Source organism: Kitasatospora sp. NPDC058478, from assembly GCF_042720345.1.
Lineage (GTDB): Bacteria > Actinomycetota > Actinomycetes > Streptomycetales > Streptomycetaceae > Kitasatospora.
In genome coordinates this window covers 1-17,935 of sequence record NZ_JBHXML010000075.1, presented here as the reverse complement: position 1 = coordinate 17,935, position 17,935 = coordinate 1, and the positions used below count along the sequence as shown (strand labels likewise).

Here is a 17,935-nt window from a genome sequence, read left to right as displayed (position 1 = left end):
GGCCCGGCCCTTCGCGGGCCGGGCCTGCGCAGGCCCGTGCTTTTCGGGCCCGGTGCTTCCCGGGCTCAGCCCTTCTTCGGCCGCTTGGCCGGGTCGGCCGGGTGCGGGGCCACCTTGCGGTCGCCCTTGGTGGCGATCCGCTCCGCGCACAGGCCGGCCAGCACGTCGTACGCCGCCTTGCCCATCAGCTCGGTCAGCTCGGGGCGGTAGCTGACGTACACCGGGTCCGGCCCCTGGTGCGCCGCCGGGCTGCCGGTGCACCACCAGTGCAGGTCGTGGCCGCCCGGGCCCCAGCCGCGGCGGTCGTACTCGCCGATCGAGACCTGGAGGTAGCGGGTGTCGTCCGGCCGGTCGATCCAGTCGTAGGTGCGGCGGACCGGCAGCTGCCAGCAGACGTCCGGCTTCGTCTCCAGCGGCTCCCGGCCCTCCTTGAGCGCCAGCGCGTGCAGCGCGCAGCCGGCGCCGCCCGCGAAGCCGGGGCTGTTCACGAAGATGCACGCCCCGCCGACCCGGCGGGTCTGGCGGTCGCCGTCCTCGTCGAGCATGGTGATGCCGCCGTCGGACGTGATCCGGCCCGCGGTGTCGGTGCCGTGCGCGAAGTTCTCCCACAGCTCGGGCGTCAGCCGCGCCGCGTGGCCGAGGACGCGCTTCTCGTCGTCCTCGTCCGAGTAGTGCGCGCCCAGCGTGCAGCAGCCGTCCGACTCGCCGCGGCCCTCGCGGATGCCGTGGCAGCCCTGGCCGAAGACGCAACCCCAGCGGGAGGTCAGCCAGGTGAGGTCACAACGGAACACCTGCTCCTCGTCGTCGGGGTCGGCGAATTCGACCCAGGCGCGCGGGAAGTCGAGCGGGACCTCGTCACGGGGGATCCCGCCGAGCGGGGTCTCGTTGCGCAGGGTCGGCATCGCCAGGTCGACGGGGGCGGGGGAGGCCTTGGACTTCTTCTTGGACGTTTCTGCTGGTGCCACCCGGCAAGGGTAGAGCCTTCGGGCCGGCCGGCCGGGACCCGTCCGGGTGATCCGGGGTGCGCCGTGGCGTCGGCGAGGGCCGGCCGACCGCAGGCTGGAGGGAACCGGGCGCCACTGTCGGGTTGTCAGATCAGTTTGATGATCTCGCGTCGACCCGTATTGGATGCCCTGGAACACCCCGGATCACCACTGGAGCACCGAGCCGTGACCGCCTCGCCCCGCGCCGCCCACACGGCCGTCCTCGCCGCCCTCGCGGTCCTGGCCGCCGGGTGCGCCTCCGCGCCCGCGCTGCGGGCCCGGACGGCCGCCGCCGCTCCGCCGTGCGACGCCCCGGTGGTGATCGGTCACCGGGGTGCCCCGCGCAACGCCCCCGAGAACACCATGGCCTCCTTCGAAACCGCCCTCGACCAGGGCGCCGACTGGCTGGAGACCGACGTCCAGACCACCAGGGACGGCGTCCCGGTGCTGATGCACGACCCCACGGTGGACCGCACCACCAACGGCAAGGGCGCCGTCGCCGACCTCACCGCCGCCCAGATCGCCGCCCTGGGAGTGACCGTCGGCCCCGGCCCCACCGAGCCCGTCCCCACCCTCCAGGAACTGCTCAAGCGCCTCTCCGACAGCAACGCCACCCTGCTGATGGAGATCAAGTGGCAGCGCGCCGAGGACGTCACCCGGATCGCCCGGATCGCCGCCGCCAGCGGTGCCAGGGTCGTCCTCTACTCGTTCTCGGCGGAGCACCTGCGCCAGGCCCACGCCGCCGCGCCCGCCCTGCCGGTCGTGCTGATCCAGGGCTCCGCGATCGCCGAGGACCCGGGCGACCTGCCGCTGCGCGGCATCGCCCTGGACGCGGCGCTGGCCAGCGCCTCCCGGATCGCCGCCGAGCGCAAGGCGGGCCGCGAGGTGTACGTCTGGACGCTCGACGACGAGGAGTCCTGGCAGCTGATGTCGGCCCGGGACGCGGACGGCCTGATCACGGACACCCCGGGCCGGGCCCGCCGCTGGGTGGACACCAACTGCCGCCCCGAGCGCCGGGCCGGACCGCGCGGCCACTGAGGGCGTCCGGTCGCCGGAGGCGGGGTACGGGCGGGACCAGTGTGAAGACGGTCGAGACCGGTTTCGTCCGGGGCCGGATCGCGTAGCGTGGAGAGTTATGCGACTCGGTGTACTCGACGTAGGTTCCAACACCGTCCACTTCCTCGTGGTGGACGCCCATCCGGGTGCCGCCCCGCTTCCCGCGTACTCGCACAAGGCCGAGCTGCGGCTGGCCGAACTGCTCGACGACGACGGCGCGATAAGCGAGGCAGGCGTCGAGCGGCTGGTCGGCCACATCGCCTCGTCGCTGCGGGTCGCGGAGGACAAGGGCGTCGTCGACATCCTGCCGTTCGCCACCTCCGCCGTCCGGGAGGCCGCCAACGGCGAGGAGGTGCTGCGCCGGGTCGCCACGGAGACCGGGGTGGAGCTGCGGGTGCTGTCCGGGCAGGACGAGGCCCGGCTCACCTTCCTGGCCGTCCGGCGCTGGTTCGGCTGGTCCTCGGGCCGACTGCTCAACCTGGACATCGGCGGCGGCTCGCTGGAGATCGCCTGCGGTCAGGACGAGCAGCCCGACGTCGCCTGCTCGCTGCCGCTGGGCGCCGGCCGGCTCACCGCCCGCTGGCTGCCCGGCGACATCGCCGACCCGGACGGGCTGCGCGGGCTGAGACGCCACATCCGGGCCGAGATGGCCACCGTCGTGGGCGAGGTCGCCCGGCTCGGCGCGCCGCAGCACGCCGTCGCCACCTCCAAGACCTTCAAGCAGCTGGCCCGGATGACCGGCGCCGCCCCCGCCGACGCCGGCCCGTACGCCGACCGCCGGCTCACCCGCAGCGGGCTGTCCGCCTGGCTGCCGCGACTGTCCTCGATGACCGTCGAGGAGCGGGCGCGGATCCCCGGCGTCTCCGAGGGCCGCGCCAAGCAGCTGCTGGCCGGGGCACTGGTCGCGGACGCCGCGATGGACCTGTTCGGCCTCGACGAGCTGGACGTCTGCCCGTGGGCGCTGCGCGAGGGCATCATCCTGCGCCGCCTGGACGCCATGGACGGCGCCGCCGACCGCCGCCGCCCGGCCCTCACCCCGTAGGGCCCGCGCGCCGCAGGGCTCCACACCGTGGGCCCCATGGCCCGTCCGGCGGCTCCCGCCGGGGCCGGCCGGGGATCCGGTCCCGTTCGGAGCGCGGTCCGCTTACGCTGTCTCCCGTGGCGCAACCAGCGGGTGAGGACGGGACGCGGGAGGGCCGCGCTCCCGGGGACGGGCAGCCGCGGCCGGACGGCCCGCGCCGCAAACTCGGCAAGGCCGTCAAGGGTGCCACCGGGGCGCAGGCCGCGAAGGCCGTCGAGGCGGCCCGGCGCACCGGGCGCAAGAGCGCGGCGCGCAAGGCCGCCGAGCAGCCGCCCGCGCCCGAGGCGAAGAGGCCCGCGGGGGACACGTCCGAGGCGAAGCAGCCTGCCGGGGCGAAGCCCGACGCGCGGAAGTCCGGGACGCGGAAGGCCGCCGCGACGGCCGCCCCCCGGGAGACCCGCACCGCCCGGGCCGCCGGCGCTGCCAAGGCCGCCGTCCAGTCGGTGCGCTCGGTCAAGGCCGCCCGGCGCGACGCCGCCCGCCCGCCGCTGCTGCGCACCACCGACCGGCTGGTGCTGCCCTCGCACCCGGCCCTGCACATCCCCGACACCAAGGTGGTCCTGTCCACCGCGTCGGTGTACCCGGCGGGCACCGCCGTCGCCTTCGAGCTGGCCGCCAAGCTCGGCTACGACGGGGTCGAGGTGATGGTCTGGAACGACCCGGTCAGCCAGGACATCGACGCCCTGCGCCGGCTCTCCGACGCCCACCAGCTGCCGATCCTGGCCGTGCACGCGCCCTGCCTGCTGATCACCCAGCGGGTGTGGACCACCGACCCGTGGACCAAGCTGGTCCGGGCCCGGTCGGCGGCCGAGAAGCTCGGCGCGAGCGCCGTCGTGGTCCATCCGCCGTTCCGCTGGCAGCGCCAGTACGCCCGGGACTTCGTGACGGGCATCAACCGGATGGCGGGCGAGACCGACGTCCGCTTCGCGGTGGAGAACATGTATCCGTGGCGCTACCGCGACCGCGAGGTGCTGGCCTACGCGCCGGGCTGGGACGTCACCGACGAGGAGTACCGGCACTTCACCATCGACCTCTCGCACGTCGCCACCTCCCGGATCGACGCGTTCGCCATGGTCGAGCGGATGGGCGACCGGCTCGCCCACATCCACCTCGCCGACGGCAGCGGCTCCGGCAAGGACGAACACCTGATCCCGGGCCGCGGCAAGCAGCCCTGTGCCGAACTGCTGGAGCACCTGGCCCGTACCGGTTTCGACGGCCACGTGGTGCTGGAGGTCAACACCCGCCGCTCCGCGTCCCCCGCCGAACGCGAGGCCGACCTGGCCGAGGCGCTCGCCTTCACCCGTTTGCACCTGGCCACCCCCTCGCGCGTACGCTGAGGAGCCGCGCCCGGCTGGGTGCGAACTTCCTTGGGTAGGGGGAGAGATGACGGATCAACAGGGCTTCCGGGAGATCGCCGAGAGCTTCGGCGGGGTTGCCGCCGAGTACGACCGGGGCCGCCCCGGCTACCCGGACGGGCTGTTCGAGGCGCTGGAGCGGTTGTCCGGCCGCAGCCTCAAGGGCGCCCGGGTGCTGGACATCGGCGCCGGCACCGGCATCGCCACCCGGCTGCTGGCCGCGCGCGGCGCCGACGTCGTCGCGGTGGAGCCCAACGCGGGCATGGCCGCCCAGTTCCTGGCCTCCTCGCCGGGCCTGCCGCTGGTCAGGGCCGGCGGTGACGAACTGCCGTTCCACGACGACTCCGCGGACCTGATCAGCTACGCCCAGTCCTTCCACTGGACCCGCACCGAACGGGCCATCCCCGAGGCGATCCGGGTGCTGCGGCCCGGTGGCGCCCTCGCCGTCTGGTGGAACGTGCACGACGAGACCGTGCCCTGGGTCCGGGCCCGGGTGGAGCGGCTGAGCGCCGCGCTGCCCAACTACCACGGCTACGGCCGGGTCGCCGAGTTCACCGCCCTCCTCGCCCCGGCCGGGCTGACGGTCGAACGCGCGGTGCTGCGCTGGGAGCGGCGGGCCACCGTCGACCACGTGCTCGACGACCTGGTCTCCCGCTCGTTCATGGCCGCGCTGTCCCCCGCCGAGCGCGAACCGGTGCTGGCCGTCGAGCGGCAGGCGATGATCGCCGAGTTCCCCGACGGCTGGGTGGTCGAGCCCTACGTCCTGGAGCTGGCGGTGGGCATCACCCCGGTCTGACCTGCACCTTGCCCGACCCACACCCCGCCTGACCCGCACCCCGCCCGGAACACGCCGCGCCCGGACGGCCCGCCCGCGTGCCCGCATCGCGGACGGACCGTCCGCCGCCTGGACGGCGGGCGTAGGCTCGGTAGCCACAGCGGCCCCCGCATCCTCCTACCGGCGGGGCGCCGGCGAGAGCCCCGAAGGAGTGGAGCACAGTGCCCGAGCTGAGGTCCCGTACGGTCACCCACGGTCGCAACATGGCAGGCGCCCGGGCGCTTCTCCGGGCCGCCGGCGTAGCCCGCGAGGACTTCGGCAAGCCGATCATCGCGGTCGCCAACTCCTTCACCGAGTTCGTCCCGGGCCACACCCACCTCCAGCCGGTCGGCCGGATCGTCTCCGAGGCGATCAAGCAGGCGGGCGGCATCCCGCGCGAGTTCAACACCATCGCCGTGGACGACGGCATCGCGATGGGCCACGGCGGCATGCTCTACTCGCTGCCCTCGCGCGACCTGATCGCCGACTCGGTCGAGTACATGGTCAACGCGCACTGCGCCGACGCGCTGATCTGCATCTCCAACTGCGACAAGATCACCCCGGGCATGCTGATGGCCGCGCTGCGCCTGAACATCCCGACCGTCTTCGTCTCCGGCGGCCCGATGGAGGCCGGCAAGGCCACCCTCGTCGACGGCACCGTGCGCAGGCTCGACCTGATCGACGCGATCTCCCAGGCGGCCAACGAGAACGTCTCCGACGAGGACATCGCGATCATCGAGGAGAACGCCTGCCCCACCTGCGGCTCGTGCTCCGGCATGTTCACCGCCAACTCGATGAACTGCCTCACCGAGGCCATCGGCCTCTCACTGCCCGGCAACGGCTCCGTCCTCGCCACCCACACCGCCCGCAAGGCCCTGTACGAGCGGGCCGGGCGGGCGGTCGTCGAGATCGCCGACCGCCACTACGGCCAGGACGACGCCTCGGTGCTGCCCCGCGCGATCGCCACCCGCGCCGCCTTCGAGAACGCGATGGCCCTGGACATCGCCATGGGCGGCTCGACCAACACCATCCTGCACCTGCTCGCCGCCGCCCAGGAGGCCGAGCTGGACTTCGACCTGCGGGCCATCGACGCCGTCTCCCGCCGGGTGCCCTGCCTGTCCAAGGTCGCGCCCAACGGCTCGTACTACATGGAGGACGTGCACCGGGCCGGCGGCGTCCCCGCCATCCTCGGCGAGCTGTACCGCGGCGGAATGCTCAACGAGGACGTCCACACCGTCCACTCCGACTCGCTCGCCGAGTGGCTCAAGACCTGGGACGTGCGCGGCGGTTCGCCCTCCGCCGAGGCCGTCGAACTGTGGCACGCCGCCCCCGGCTGCGTCCGCTCCGCCGAGGCCTTCTCGCAGTCCGAGCGCTGGGAGTCGCTGGACACCGACGCCGCCAAGGGCTGCATCCGCAGCGTCGAGCACGCCTACTCGGTCGAGGGCGGCCTCGCCGTCCTGCACGGCAACCTCGCCGAGGACGGCTGCATCGTGAAGACCGCCGGCGTCGACGAGTCGATCTGGACCTTCAGCGGCCCGGCCGTGGTCGTCGAGTCCCAGGACGACGCCGTCGAGGCGATCCTCGCCAAGCGGGTCAAGGAGGGCGACGTCGTCGTCATCCGCTACGAGGGCCCCAAGGGCGGCCCGGGCATGCAGGAGATGCTCTACCCGACGTCCTTCCTCAAGGGCCGCGGCCTCGGCAAGGCCTGCGCGCTGGTCACCGACGGCCGCTTCTCCGGCGGCACCTCCGGCCTGTCCATCGGCCACGCCTCCCCGGAGGCCGCCTCCGGCGGCACCATCGCCCTGGTCGAGGACGGCGACACCATCGCCATCGACATCCCCGGCCGGAGCATCTCCCTGGAGGTGCCCGACGAGGTCCTGGCCGAGCGCCGCCGCGCCCTGGAGGCCGCGGGCGGCTACCGCCCGAAGAACCGCGACCGCCAGGTCAGCCAGGCCCTGCGCGCCTACGCCGCGATGGCCACCTCCGCCGACAAGGGCGCCGTCCGCGACGTCACCAAGCTCGGCTGAGCCCCGCGGCACCGCAGCACCGCAGGAGCCGTCCCGCAGGCCGGGGCGGCTCCTCGCGCGTTGGGTGATAATCGACCCCGTGAGCGAGCAGCCCCCCACCCCCGCACCCAAGCCCGCCGGCGCCCCCGAGCCGGAGCCGATCCGCTGGTTCGGCACCAGCTGGGTGAACCGGGACAACGGCTACTGGCTGCGCCGCGTCGCCGTGTCGGCCGGTGCGCTGGTCACGACCGCCGTCGCCGTCCTGCTGCTGCGCTTCGGGGTCGAGGGCGTCGCCCTCTCCGACGGCGGCGGCTTCCTGAACGGGCTGCTGACGGCCGCGATCGCGGTCTGCTCGATGATGTGCGTCATGCGCACCTGGAAGGTCCTCACCGAGGGCAAGGACCAGCTGAGCGGCTGGATGGCCGAGGACAAGTCGCTCGGCGCGGTCTGGCTCATCGGCGGCGCCGGCAGCCTGGCCGCCTACTTCGCCCGCAGCCTGGTCGAGGCCCCCGGCGAGGCGGTCAGGCGCTCCTCGTACGAGCGGGCCGTCGCCCAGTACGAGAAGCGCCAGGCGGGCCGCAGCGGCCGGCCCGGCACCAAGGCGCCGGGCCGGGGCAAGCGCCGGGGCTGAGCCTCAGAGGCGGCTGGCCGCGCCGCACTCGTCGCGGGTCGACAGGTCCTTGCGGCGGTCGTACGGGTCGGTCGTGGGGCCGGTCGGACGGCTGCCCGGGGCGTCCGGCGACTGCGCCGCGAACTGGTCGAACTCCGGGTGGTAGTAGCCGTCGTAGACGTCACAGGACGAGTTGGCGGACTCCGACCCGCCGCCCTCGCCGAACACGAGCTTCTTCGGGTTGACCCGGTAGCGGGCCGGGTCGTAGAAGCGGAAGTTCTCGACCCGGCGCACGATCGTGCGCGTGGTCCAGGTGTCCCCGGCCACGTCGGCCGTCGGCACCAGCAGACCCACCGGCTTGGCCGTGCCGTCCTTCGGCGCGGCCGGCTTCGTCGGCGGCTGCCCGCCCGTCGGCGGCTGGGGTGACGCGGCGCGCTTGGCGGCGTCCGGGCCGGGGCGCATCGCGTACACGTAGCTGAAGTCGGCGTGGACGAGGAGGCCCTTGTCCCCGTCGCCCTCGAAGGTGATCCGGCCCTGCACCTTGACCGTGTCGCCCACCTGGACGGCCTCGCGCTGGTCGAAGCGGCTGAACCAGGTGGTCGGGTCGGTGTCCTTGGCGGGGTTGGCCAGCGCGTTGATCGCGCGGTCCCGGTCCTCCCGGTCCAGCAGCGCCAGGGCGGCTTCCGGCCGGCCGCCCGCGATCACCTGCGGGTCCAGGTTGGCGGCGGTCAGGTAGTCCTTGACCAACTGCAGCTGGGCGCCGACCTGTTCGGCGGAGAACACGCCGGTGGCCCGGGTGTCGGGCAGGACGAAGGCCTCCGCGCCGTTCGGCCAGCCCTCGGCGACGGAACCGGCCCACGGGTGGTCCACGGTCGGCTGCTGCTCGTCGACCTTCGGCGGCGCGGCGGTCGGCTGGGCCGTCTCCGGGGCGACGGTGGGCACGGGGGTGTGGGCGTTCGAGGAGCCCCCGCCGTAGTGGTCGGAGTACCAGCTGCGCAGCCCGTCGAGGTTCAGGGCCGCGAGCAGCACCGCGATGGTCAGCACGACGTACAGCGGCGCGCGCCAGTCCAGCCGGCGGCGGCGCGGGCGCGGGTTGCCCCAGGGGTCGGTCACCGGGGGCTTCGGCGTGCGGCCGAACCGGCGGCCGGCCTTGGCCGGGCCGTCGTTGACCGAGCGGCGGCCGCCCGGGTCGACCGGCGGGGCGTGCTTCCATCGGGCGGCCAGCATCCGGGTGCGCCCGGACTGCTCGGTGACGGCGGCCCCCTTGACGAACTCCTCGTCCAGGACGAGGTCGGCGAACGGGTCCTTCTCACCCGCTCCGGACGGGTCGGACCCGCCCGGCTCACGGCCCTCGGCGGGGCGCGGTTGTGGATCTTCGGCTATCGGCATCGCGCCAGTATGCCGACGGGGTGTGACGATTCGTCGATCGAGGGCACACCTTGTGGTGAACTCGTGCGCGGGCGCGGCGATCCGTCCCGGTCTGTGCCGTTCCGGCCGGGTCCGGGCGAGTCCGGGCCGCCCTGTGGGGGCGTCAGTCCTTGGTGCGGGCCTGCTTCACCGACCCCACGATCCCGGCGACGGCCAGCAGGATGCCGGCCGGCAGCAGCGCCAGGAAGAACGCGCCGAACAGGCCCGCGTCCCCGAGCAGCAGCTGCGCCAGCATGTCCAGCACCAGCAGCCCGCCGGCCGCCGGGAGGGCCGACTGCCACGGGTGGTCGTTCGCCCAGCGGCGCAGCCGCCGTTCGGAGGTGTCGCGGCGCAGCTGCCCGCCGACGGTGCCGACCAGGAAGAAGAAGAACAGGGCCCAGCCGGCCGGCCCGGCCAGCATGCCCAGTGACCAGTGCCCGGAGATCGCGTCGATCCCCAGGGCGGTCGCACCCACCACCGCACCGACCCCCGCGGCCGTCCGCCACGGTCCCACGGTCGCCGAGGCGACGGCGAGTTGCCGGTTCTCACGTCGGGACATTTCGTCGTGTGCCATGACTCCACGGTGCTCCCGCGCGGCGCCGGAGGCCATAGGGGAAACCCCCGAGATTCTCCCTAGGGACGATGCGGGGTTCGCCGACCACGGGCTGGACGGTCCCGGCGGGTGCCCCCGCGCGGTGCGAGGATGGCCGCAGTACCGAGGTAAGGAGCGGCCATGGGCGCCAGCGCAGCACACGGACAGAAGATCGCCTTCCTGGGCACGGGCAAGATCGGCGAGGCCCTGCTCTCCGGCCTGCTGCGGGCCGGCAAGGACCCGGCGGACGTCCTGGTGACCGCCCGCCGCCCCGAGCGCGCCGCCGAACTCGCCGCCCGCTACGGCGTGGTGGCCGCCTCCAACGCCGAGGCCGCCAAGCTCGCCGACACCCTGATCCTCGCCGTCAAGCCGCAGGACATGGGCACCCTGCTGGAGGAGCTGGCCCCGCACGTCGGCGCGGACCGGCTGGTGATCTCGGCCGCGGCCGGCATCCCCACCGCCTGGTTCGAGGAGCGGCTGGCGGCCGGCACCCCGGTGGTCCGGGTGATGCCCAACACGCCGGTCCTGGTGGACGAGGGGATGAGCGTCATCTCCGGCGGCTCGCACGCCACCGAGGAGCACCTGGAGCGGGCCGAGGAGATCTTCAGCTCGGTCGGCAAGGCGCTGCGGCTGCCCGAGGCCCAGCAGGACGCGGCCACCGCGCTCTCCGGCTCCGGCCCGGCCTACTTCTACTTCCTGGTCGAGGCGATGACCGACGCCGGCATCCTGCTCGGCCTGCCCCGGCAGGTGGCGCACGACCTGATCGTGCAGTCCGCGATCGGCGCCTCGGTGATGCTGCGCGACTCCGGCGAGCACCCGGTGAAGCTGCGCGAGGCCGTCACCTCCCCGGCCGGCACCACGATCGCGGCCATCCGCGAGCTGGAGAACCACGGGGTGCGGGCCGCGCTGCTGGGCGCCCTGGAGGCGGCCCGGGACCGCTCCCGGGAGCTCGCCTCCGGGGGCAAGTAGCCGACTGGGTAGGCTCGACGGCATGGCCTACGACCTGGTGATCTTCGACAACGACGGTGTCCTGGTGGACAGCGAGCCGCTCTCCAACCGGGTGCTGGCCGCGTACCTGACCGAACTCGGCTACCCGACCACGGTCGAGGACTCCTACCGGGACTTCATGGGCTGCGCTGCCCACCGCATCCACGACGTGATCGCCGAGCGGTACGACGGCGCGACGCTGCCGGAGGGCTTCGACGAGCTGTTCCACGGCCGGGTCTTCGACGCGTTCGGCACCGAGCTGACGGCCGTCCGGGGTGCGGAGCTGCTGCTGAAGGAACTGCGGCAGCGCTCCGTCCCCTACTGCCTGGCCTCCTCGGCGCACCACGTGTGGATCCGCACCGCGCTGGACGTCACCGGCCTGCGCGGGTACGTCGCCGAGGAGCGGATCTTCAGCGCCCAGGACGTCGGCGTGGGCAAGCCCGCGCCGGACCTCTTCCTGCACGCCGCCCGCACCCTCGGCGTCGACCCGGCCCGCTGCCTGGTCGTCGAGGACAGCCCCAACGGCGTGCTGGCGGCCCGGGCCGCGGGCATGGACGTGTACGGCTACACCGCGCTCACCGACCCGGCGAAGCTGACCGCCGCCGGGGCCACCGGGCTGATCGCCGACCTCTCCGAGGTCACCGCCCTGCTCTGACCCGCCCTGCTCTGACCCGCCCTGTTCCGACCCGTTCCGCCCGGCTCTACGCCCGGCCTTCCGTCCGGCGGCGGAAAGTCCCTGCGCGACCCCTCCCGCAATCGCGGTCCACCGCCTACGCTCTCGCCAACATCGTCGTACCGGCCAGTAGCGAGGTCCGTCATGAGTGCCGCGTCACCCGCGATCCCGCCCGGCCTGCGCGCCGGGCGGGCCGCGCTCGCCGTCAGCTTCCTGTTCCAGGGCACCACCTTCGCGCTGCTGGTCACCTGCATTCCGGAGATCCAGCACCGGTACGGGCTGAGCGACGCGCTGCTGCCGCTGTTCCTGGCCGCGGTGCCGATCCTCGCCGGGGTCGGCTCGATCACCTCCGAGCAGCTGGTGAAGCGCACCGGCGCGCGGGCCGTGCTGCGGGTCGTCCAGCCGCTGGTCTGCCTCAGCCTCGCGGGCGCCGGCCTCGGCGACACGCTCTGGCAACTCGCCTTCGCGCTCGGGGCGTTCGGCCTGCTGGTGGGCGCGCTCGACGCGAGCATGAACATGCTGGGGGTGGGCCTGCAGCACCGCTACGGCCGCTCGATCATGATCGGCTTCCACGCCGCGTTCAGCCTCGGCGGCATCCTCGGGGCGGCCCTCGCCGGCCTCGGCTCGCACTACGACCTCGGCCTGCCAGTGCTGTTCGGCACGGCCGCGGCGGTGATCGCCCCGCTGGCCCTGCTGACCGGCACCCGATTCGCCGGACCGGCCGAACTCGGGGACGCCGTACGGGAGGCCGCCGAGGCCGCCGCGCGGTCCATCCCCTGGCGGCCGCTGCTGCCGCTGTGCCTGGCGATGGCGTTCGCGTACATCGCCGACGCCTCGGTCTCCAACTACAGCGTCAAGTACCTCACCGACGGCCTGGGCAGCGCCGCGGACGTCGCCAAGCTGTCCTACCTCGGCTACATGGTCGCGATGTTGCTGGGCCGCGCGCTGGGCGACCGCGCCGTGCAGCGCTGGGGCGCCGTCCCGGTGGTCCGGGCCGGTGCCGGGCTGGCCGCGCTCGGCTTCGCGCTGGCCGCCGCCGCGCCCACCGCCTGGGTGGGGATCGCCGGTTTCACCGTGCTCGGCTTCGGCATCTGCGCGATCATCCCGCAGGTGTTCGCGGCCGGGGGCCGGCTGTTCCCGGCCGACTCGGACGCCGCGGTGGCCCGGCTGAACCTCTTCAACTACGTGGGCTTCCTGATCGGTTCGCCGCTGGTCGGGACGATCGCCGACGCGAGTTCGTACCGCTGGGCGCTGCTCGCCCCGATGCTGCTGGTGCTCGCCGTCCTGCCGCTGGCCGAGCGCTTCGCCCCGGCCCCGGCGCTCGCCCCCGCCAGGGTGTGACGGGGGCGAGCTGGGGCGGGGAGGGAGGTCAGCCGATCACGGTGGCCAGCTCGGGCAGGCCGTTGGCCCACAGCTGGTCCTTGATGCCACCACCCGACTGGTAGTACTCGTAGTAGACGTACGGTGCCCAGTTCAGGGTGTACGGCCCGGTCCAGGTCGGGGCCGAGGTGATCTGGACGGTGACCGCGACGGTGCGGGTCTCGCCCGGGGCGATCGGCGCCCGGAAGTGGAAGTTCGCGTTGTTCCCGCTGACGGCGCAGTCGGTGGAGTCACCGGAGCACCCGGTGACCGTGAACGCGCCGGTCTGCTGGTTGGCCGGCCAGATCGGCTGGATGTACTCGTAGGCGAAGTAGATGTCGGTGGTCTCGGTGTTGGTGAGCGAGAGCGTCAGGGTCAGCTGGTCGCCCGGCGCCGCCGTCTTCTTGTCGACGGCGAACGAGCTGCCGCTGACCGCGGCGGAGGCCGGCTGGGCGGCAAAGAGCAGGCCAAGTCCCAGTAATGCAGCGAGAATTACCCCAAGGCGTTGCGCGCTGAATGGCTTCATGGCGGAGAGGATATGAAGTCGTGAAGGTTTTGTCTGTAGGGCCTCCGCGGGGGCTCTGAGCCCCGCCCCCGGCGTGCCCTGGACAAGGCCCGGCCACCCCCACCCGCTACGGTGGAGGCCATGCCCGACGCCGAGCGTGACACCCCCTGCGGCCTGCACCTCTTCTGGGACGAGGCCGTCACCGCCTACGACTTCGGCCCCGGCCACCCGATGGACCCGACCCGGCTGGCGCTCACCATGCGCCTGGTCGAGGCCCTCGGACTGGACGCCGGGCCCGGGGTGACGGTGCGGGCCGCACCGCCCGCCGGCGAGTCCACCCTGCGGCTGGTGCACACCCGGGAGTACGTCGAGGCGGTCAAATACGCCGCCGCCCACCCCGACGAGTCGGATCCCCGGCACGGGCTCGGCACCGACGACAACTGGGCTTTCCCCGCGATCCATTCGGCCTCCGCGCTGATCGCCGGTCAGTCCGTGGCCGCCGCCGAGGCGGTCTGGCGCGGGGAGACCCCGCACGCGGTGAACTTCGCCGGCGGGCTGCACCACGCGATGCCCGCCAAGGCCTCGGGCTTCTGCGTCTACAACGACCCGGCGCTGGCCGTCGCCCGGCTGCTCGAACTCGGCGCCGAGCGGGTCGCCTACGTCGACGTGGACGTCCACCACGGGGACGGCGTCCAGCAGGCCTTCTGGAACGACCCCAGGGTGCTCACGATCTCGCTCCACGAGCACCCCGCCACGCTCTTCCCGCAGACCGGCTGGCCCACCGAGACCGGCGGCCCGGACGCCCCCGGCTCCGCCGTCAACCTGCCGCTGCCGGCCGGCACCGGCGACGCCGGCTGGCTGCGCGCCTTCCACGCCGTGGTGCCCGAACTGCTCACCGCCTTCCGCCCGCAGGTCCTGGTCACCCAGCACGGTGCCGACACCCACCTGGAGGACCCGCTCGCCCACCTCGCCGTCACGCTGGACGCCCAGCGGATGATCGCCGAGGAACTGCACGACCTCGCCCACCAGCTCACCGGCGGCCGCTGGATCGCCACCGGCGGGGGCGGCTACGCCGTCGTGGACGTCGTCCCGCGCACCTGGACCCACCTGGTCGCCACCGCCGCCGGACGGCCCGTCGACCCGGCGACCGAGACCCCCGAGTCCTGGCGCGCCGAGGTCTACCGCCGCACCCGCCGGCCCGCCCCGCTGCGGATGACCGACGGCGCCCGACCGGTCTGGCGCGACTTCGACGCGGGTTACGATCCGGCCGACCGACTCGATCAGGCCATCCTCGCCAGCCGCCGCGCGGTGTTCCCCCACCTCGGACTCCTGGCCTGAGACCGGCCTCCCGGCCCAGGTGCGGGTGGGCCGTGCGTATGCCCGCTCCCGCGTTCCGCCGAGTGACTACGTACTGCAACAGTCCTATCTCTCACCGTACGAGGACCGCACCTCCCCTCTTCCCACTGGTACCACCCATAACTACTCTGGGGATACACGTGTGCCGGTGGAGTCACCGGAGGGGAAGCCGGTGCCTTGCACACGGGTGAAGGGTCGGGTGATGGTCATGAGTTCCGGCGAACGCCCCTTGCAGGAAGTCGTCTTCCTGACCGTGGCGGAGGTTGCCTCGGTCATGCGGGTGTCGAAGATGACGGTGTACCGGTTGGTGCACAGCGGAGAGCTGCCGGCCATCAGGGTCGGGCGGTCCTTCCGGGTGCCCCAGCAGGCGGTGCACGAGTACCTCAAGGAGTCCTACGTGAGGCTTGAGAGCGCGTAGTTCCGGGTGGGCGGGGGTGGGGCCGCAGCTGCGGATCCCACCCCCGTTCGCCGGGGATTCCCCGCGAGTTTCCCGGTCACCGGGAGCACGATTACGGCCCAGGGCCCGTGGACGGTAGGCTAGGCCGTCCGTCAGTCGTATGGACTCCGTCTCTCACGGGCGCGAGTCTCAGTGAGCGAGGGTTGTTCCGTGGGCTCTGTCATCAAGAAGCGTCGCAAGCGTATGGCCAAGAAGAAGCACCGCAAGCTTCTGAAGAGGACCAGGGTCCAGCGTCGCAACAAGAAGTAACGCCTGAGCCTGCGCTTCGGCCCCGCCCAGGCGGGGGTTATTCGCGGACTCGCGTACAACGGCGCAGGAAGAAGTAGTGCGCCCCGCCTTGGCGGGGTTCAGGCGTTCCACCGCCCGCCCAGGCCTCGGCCTGGGCGGGCGGTGTCGTTTCACGGCCCGGCAGGGCGGCGCGGTACGGTGCACGCAGGCCGCTCGGGCCGAGGGAATGGGGTGCACACCGTGGGCGTGGTCGTGCTCGTCACCGGCGTGGCACGCCATCTCGGTGCCCGCTTCGCCGCCGAGGTCCGCCGCCGTCCGGGCGTGGACCTGGTGGTCGGCGTGGACGTGCAGCCGCCCCGGCTGCCGGTCGAGGAGCCGGACGGACCGGCCGCCGAGTACCGCTTCCACCAGCTCGACCTGCGCCGCCCGGCGGTCTCCCGGGTGATCGCCGAGCACCGGGTCGACACCGTGGTCCACCTCAGCGTCAGCGCCACCGGCCTGGGCTCCACCAACCGCTCCGCGGTGAAGGAGTCCAACGTCATCGGCACCATGCAGCTGCTCGGCGCCTGCCAGAAGGCGCCCGGGGTGCGCCGGTTGGTGGTGAAGTCGACCACCGGCGTCTACGGCTCCGCGCCCCGCGACCCGGCGGTGTTCACCGAGCGCATCCAGCCGAAGAACCCGCCCGGCGGCGGCTTCGCCAAGGACGCGGCGGAGGTCGAGGGCTACGTCCGCGGCTTCGCCCGGCGCCGCCCGGACGTCGCGGTGACGGTCCTGCGCTTCGCCAACATCGTCGGCCCCGCCGCGGACACCCCGCTCAGCGAGTACTTCGCGCTGCCCGTGCTGCCGACCGTCCTCGGCTACGACCCCCGGCTGCAGTTCGTGCACGAGGACGACGCCGTCGCGGTGCTCTGCCGGGCCGCCGCCGAGGCCGAACCGGGCACCGTCAACACCGGGACCTTCAACGTGGCCGGGGAGGGCGTCCTGCTGCTCTCCCAGTGCGCCCGCCGGCTCGGCCGGCCGACCGTGCCGCTGCTGCTGCCCGCGGTCAGCTGGATGGCCGGGCTGGCCCGGCAGACCCGGCTGCTGGACGTCTCGCCGGAGCAGCTGCGGCTGCTCACCCACGGCCGGGTGGTGGACACCACGCGACTGCGCGAGACGCTCGGCTACCGCCCGGCGTTCACCACCCCGGAGGCCTTCGCCGACTTCGCCGCCGCGCAGGGGTCCGGCCTGCTGCCGCCCGAGCGGCTGGCCGCCGTCACCGACCGGCTGGCCGCCCTGCTCGGCCCGGTGCGGGCCCCGGCCGCCGGCGTCCCCACCGTCCGTACCGACCGCCCCCGCCGACCCAGGAGCTGAACCCGCGATGAGTGCCGCAGCCGAGAACGCGCCGGGCGAGGCCAGGGTCATCCCGATCGAGTCCGCCCCCAGCTGGACCTCGCCCGACGACCCCGGGCCCGCCGACCGGCCAGCCGACCGGCTCGCCGACGCCGTCGGCGGGGCGCTGTCCGGGCAGCTCGGTTCGGCGGCCACCCGGTTGTTCGGCAAGGGCTGGGAGGGCCGGGCCGCGGACGGGCTGGCCTTCCTGCGCCGCCGGATCACCGGCGACTACGAGGTGGACGAGTTCGGCTTCGACCGGGAGCTCACCGAGGAGGTGCTGCTCGCCCTGCTGCGCCCGTTGTCCGAGAAGTACTTCCGGATCGAGGTCCAGGGCGTCGAGAACATCCCGGCCGAGGGCGGCGCGCTGATCGTCGCCAACCACTCCGGGACGATCCCGCTGGACGCCCTGATGACCCAGGTCGCCATCCACGACCACCACCCGCACCACCGGCACCTGCGGATGCTCGCCGCCGACCTGGTGTTCGTGCTGCCGGGCGTCAACGAGCTGGCCCGCAAGGCCGGCCACACGCTGGCCTGCAACGAGGACGCCCAGGCGCTGCTGGAGCGCGGCGAGGTGGTCGGGGTCTGGCCGGAGGGCTTCAAGGGCATCGGCAAGCCGTTCGCCGAGCGGTACAAGCTCCAGCGCTTCGGGCGCGGCGGCTTCGTCTCCTCGGCGTTGCGCGCGAAGGTGCCGATCGTGCCGTGCTCGATCGTCGGCGCCGAGGAGACCTACCCGATGATCGGCAACGTGAAGACGCTGGCCCGGCTGCTGGGCCTGCCGTACGTGCCGATCACGCCGACCTTCCCGTGGCTGGGGCCGCTGGGCGTGCTGCCGCTGCCGACCAAGTGGACCATCCGGTTCGGGGAGCCGATCGCCACCGACGGGTACCCGGCGGAGGCGGCGGACGACCCGATGCTGGTCTTCGACCTGGCCGACGAGGTGCGCGAGACGATCCAGCACACGCTCTACAAGCTGCTGGTGCAGCGCCGGTCGGTGTTCTTCTAGGGCGTGTCTTCAAACTCCCGTCGTCCGCCCGGAGGGCGGGCGTGGCGGCGTTGGGGTGCGGGGGTCGGGGGGGGGGGGGGGGGGTC

General features: G+C 73.6%; 18 protein-coding genes. 14 read left to right on the top strand and 4 right to left on the bottom strand.

The features are described from left to right. Window positions 1–65 precede the first annotated feature (65 nt). Window positions 66–902 (bottom strand): hypothetical protein, encoded by an 837-nt coding sequence (locus tag ACFWPT_RS33030; protein WP_380486303.1) that lies wholly within the window; start codon window positions 900–902, stop codon window positions 66–68. Between the two features lie 267 nt (window positions 903–1,169). Here ACFWPT_RS33030 and ACFWPT_RS33025 point away from each other — a divergent pair, with 267 nt between their 5' ends. The 6 genes from ACFWPT_RS33025 (at window position 1,170) to ACFWPT_RS33000 (ending at window position 7,926) form a co-directional block, all read left to right on the top strand. After that, a complete protein-coding gene (locus ACFWPT_RS33025; protein ID WP_380375901.1) occupies window positions 1,170–2,021 on the top strand; it encodes a glycerophosphodiester phosphodiesterase in 852 nt (283 codons plus the stop codon). A 97-nt stretch (window positions 2,022–2,118) separates the two neighbouring features. Then, complete coding sequence (locus ACFWPT_RS33020) at window positions 2,119–3,081, top strand: Ppx/GppA family phosphatase (protein ID WP_380375902.1); 963 nt, start codon at window positions 2,119–2,121, stop codon at window positions 3,079–3,081. A 548-nt stretch (window positions 3,082–3,629) separates the two neighbouring features. Next, window positions 3,630–4,457, top strand: coding sequence for a sugar phosphate isomerase/epimerase family protein (locus ACFWPT_RS33015; RefSeq protein ID WP_380486301.1), 828 nt, complete (start codon window positions 3,630–3,632; stop codon window positions 4,455–4,457). 46 nt (window positions 4,458–4,503) lie between these two features. Next, window positions 4,504–5,271, top strand: coding sequence for a class I SAM-dependent methyltransferase (locus ACFWPT_RS33010; RefSeq protein WP_380486279.1), 768 nt, complete (start codon window positions 4,504–4,506; stop codon window positions 5,269–5,271). Between the two features lie 200 nt (window positions 5,272–5,471). Next, window positions 5,472–7,316 (top strand): dihydroxy-acid dehydratase, encoded by a 1,845-nt coding sequence (gene ilvD, locus ACFWPT_RS33005; RefSeq protein WP_380375906.1) that lies wholly within the window; start codon window positions 5,472–5,474, stop codon window positions 7,314–7,316. A gap of 79 nt (window positions 7,317–7,395) precedes the next feature. Next, on the top strand, window positions 7,396–7,926 hold the full coding sequence (locus tag ACFWPT_RS33000; protein WP_380375907.1) for a hypothetical protein: 531 nt from the start codon (window positions 7,396–7,398) through the stop codon (window positions 7,924–7,926). A 3-nt stretch (window positions 7,927–7,929) separates the two neighbouring features. Here the strand turns inward: ACFWPT_RS33000 and ACFWPT_RS32995 are convergent, their stop codons facing one another. Both ACFWPT_RS32995 and ACFWPT_RS32990 read right to left on the bottom strand, forming a co-directional pair. Continuing rightward, window positions 7,930–9,294 (bottom strand): hypothetical protein, encoded by a 1,365-nt coding sequence (locus ACFWPT_RS32995; RefSeq protein WP_380486277.1) that lies wholly within the window; start codon window positions 9,292–9,294, stop codon window positions 7,930–7,932. A gap of 142 nt (window positions 9,295–9,436) precedes the next feature. Then, entirely contained in the window at window positions 9,437–9,886 is a 450-nt protein-coding gene (locus tag ACFWPT_RS32990) for a hypothetical protein (RefSeq protein WP_159398487.1), read from the bottom strand. 159 nt (window positions 9,887–10,045) lie between these two features. Here ACFWPT_RS32990 and proC point away from each other — a divergent pair, with 159 nt between their 5' ends. The 3 genes from proC (at window position 10,046) to ACFWPT_RS32975 (ending at window position 12,905) form a co-directional block, all read left to right on the top strand. Continuing rightward, on the top strand, window positions 10,046–10,873 hold the full coding sequence (proC, locus tag ACFWPT_RS32985; protein WP_063348845.1) for a pyrroline-5-carboxylate reductase: 828 nt from the start codon (window positions 10,046–10,048) through the stop codon (window positions 10,871–10,873). A 22-nt stretch (window positions 10,874–10,895) separates the two neighbouring features. Beyond that, window positions 10,896–11,546: an HAD family hydrolase gene (locus ACFWPT_RS32980; RefSeq protein ID WP_380426395.1), complete on the top strand. Its 651-nt coding sequence runs from the start codon at window positions 10,896–10,898 to the stop codon at window positions 11,544–11,546. Between the two features lie 162 nt (window positions 11,547–11,708). After that, the gene (locus ACFWPT_RS32975; protein WP_380486275.1) at window positions 11,709–12,905 is read left to right on the top strand and encodes an MFS transporter; all 1,197 of its coding nucleotides are present in this window, start codon (window positions 11,709–11,711) and stop codon (window positions 12,903–12,905) included. 28 nt (window positions 12,906–12,933) lie between these two features. Here the strand turns inward: ACFWPT_RS32975 and ACFWPT_RS32970 are convergent, their stop codons facing one another. Beyond that, window positions 12,934–13,449 carry a hypothetical protein gene (locus ACFWPT_RS32970; RefSeq protein WP_380375915.1) on the bottom strand — a complete coding sequence of 172 codons (516 nt, stop codon included), beginning with the start codon at window positions 13,447–13,449 and terminating at the stop codon, window positions 12,934–12,936. 120 nt (window positions 13,450–13,569) lie between these two features. Here ACFWPT_RS32970 and ACFWPT_RS32965 point away from each other — a divergent pair, with 120 nt between their 5' ends. The 5 genes from ACFWPT_RS32965 to ACFWPT_RS32945 all read left to right on the top strand — a co-directional run bounded on the left by ACFWPT_RS32965 (window position 13,570) and on the right by ACFWPT_RS32945 (window position 17,849). Next, window positions 13,570–14,766 carry an acetoin utilization protein AcuC gene (locus tag ACFWPT_RS32965; RefSeq protein WP_380486272.1) on the top strand — a complete coding sequence of 399 codons (1,197 nt, stop codon included), beginning with the start codon at window positions 13,570–13,572 and terminating at the stop codon, window positions 14,764–14,766. Window positions 14,767–14,992: 226 nt separating this feature from the next. Further along, window positions 14,993–15,202 (top strand): helix-turn-helix domain-containing protein, encoded by a 210-nt coding sequence (locus tag ACFWPT_RS32960; protein WP_063351305.1) that lies wholly within the window; start codon window positions 14,993–14,995, stop codon window positions 15,200–15,202. Between the two features lie 189 nt (window positions 15,203–15,391). Continuing rightward, window positions 15,392–15,490: a 30S ribosomal protein bS22 gene (locus ACFWPT_RS32955; protein ID WP_003948845.1), complete on the top strand. Its 99-nt coding sequence runs from the start codon at window positions 15,392–15,394 to the stop codon at window positions 15,488–15,490. Window positions 15,491–15,709: 219 nt separating this feature from the next. After that, a complete protein-coding gene (locus ACFWPT_RS32950; RefSeq protein ID WP_063351306.1) occupies window positions 15,710–16,822 on the top strand; it encodes an NAD-dependent epimerase/dehydratase family protein in 1,113 nt (370 codons plus the stop codon). A gap of 7 nt (window positions 16,823–16,829) precedes the next feature. Continuing rightward, window positions 16,830–17,849: a lysophospholipid acyltransferase family protein gene (locus ACFWPT_RS32945; RefSeq protein WP_063348850.1), complete on the top strand. Its 1,020-nt coding sequence runs from the start codon at window positions 16,830–16,832 to the stop codon at window positions 17,847–17,849. The last annotated feature ends 86 nt before the right edge of the window (window positions 17,850–17,935 follow it).

Bases quoted from the DNA above. Each gene is read 5' to 3' on its own strand.
- ACFWPT_RS33020 (WP_380375902.1), top strand. From the start codon at position 2,119: ATGCGACTCGGTGTACTCGACGTAGGTTCCAACACCGTCCACTTCCTC.
- ACFWPT_RS32990 (WP_159398487.1), bottom strand. From the start codon at position 9,886: ATGGCACACGACGAAATGTCCCGACGTGAGAACCGGCAACTCGCCGTC.
- proC (WP_063348845.1), top strand. From the start codon at position 10,046: ATGGGCGCCAGCGCAGCACACGGACAGAAGATCGCCTTCCTGGGCACG.
- ACFWPT_RS33030 (WP_380486303.1), bottom strand. From the start codon at position 902: ATGCCGACCCTGCGCAACGAGACCCCGCTCGGCGGGATCCCCCGTGAC.
- ACFWPT_RS32960 (WP_063351305.1), top strand. From the start codon at position 14,993: ATGAGTTCCGGCGAACGCCCCTTGCAGGAAGTCGTCTTCCTGACCGTG.
- ACFWPT_RS32965 (WP_380486272.1), top strand. From the start codon at position 13,570: ATGCCCGACGCCGAGCGTGACACCCCCTGCGGCCTGCACCTCTTCTGG.
- ACFWPT_RS32970 (WP_380375915.1), bottom strand. From the start codon at position 13,449: ATGAAGCCATTCAGCGCGCAACGCCTTGGGGTAATTCTCGCTGCATTA.
- ACFWPT_RS32995 (WP_380486277.1), bottom strand. From the start codon at position 9,294: ATGCCGATAGCCGAAGATCCACAACCGCGCCCCGCCGAGGGCCGTGAG.
- ACFWPT_RS32945 (WP_063348850.1), top strand. From the start codon at position 16,830: ATGAGTGCCGCAGCCGAGAACGCGCCGGGCGAGGCCAGGGTCATCCCG.
- ACFWPT_RS32980 (WP_380426395.1), top strand. From the start codon at position 10,896: ATGGCCTACGACCTGGTGATCTTCGACAACGACGGTGTCCTGGTGGAC.
- ACFWPT_RS33010 (WP_380486279.1), top strand. From the start codon at position 4,504: ATGACGGATCAACAGGGCTTCCGGGAGATCGCCGAGAGCTTCGGCGGG.
- ACFWPT_RS32975 (WP_380486275.1), top strand. From the start codon at position 11,709: ATGAGTGCCGCGTCACCCGCGATCCCGCCCGGCCTGCGCGCCGGGCGG.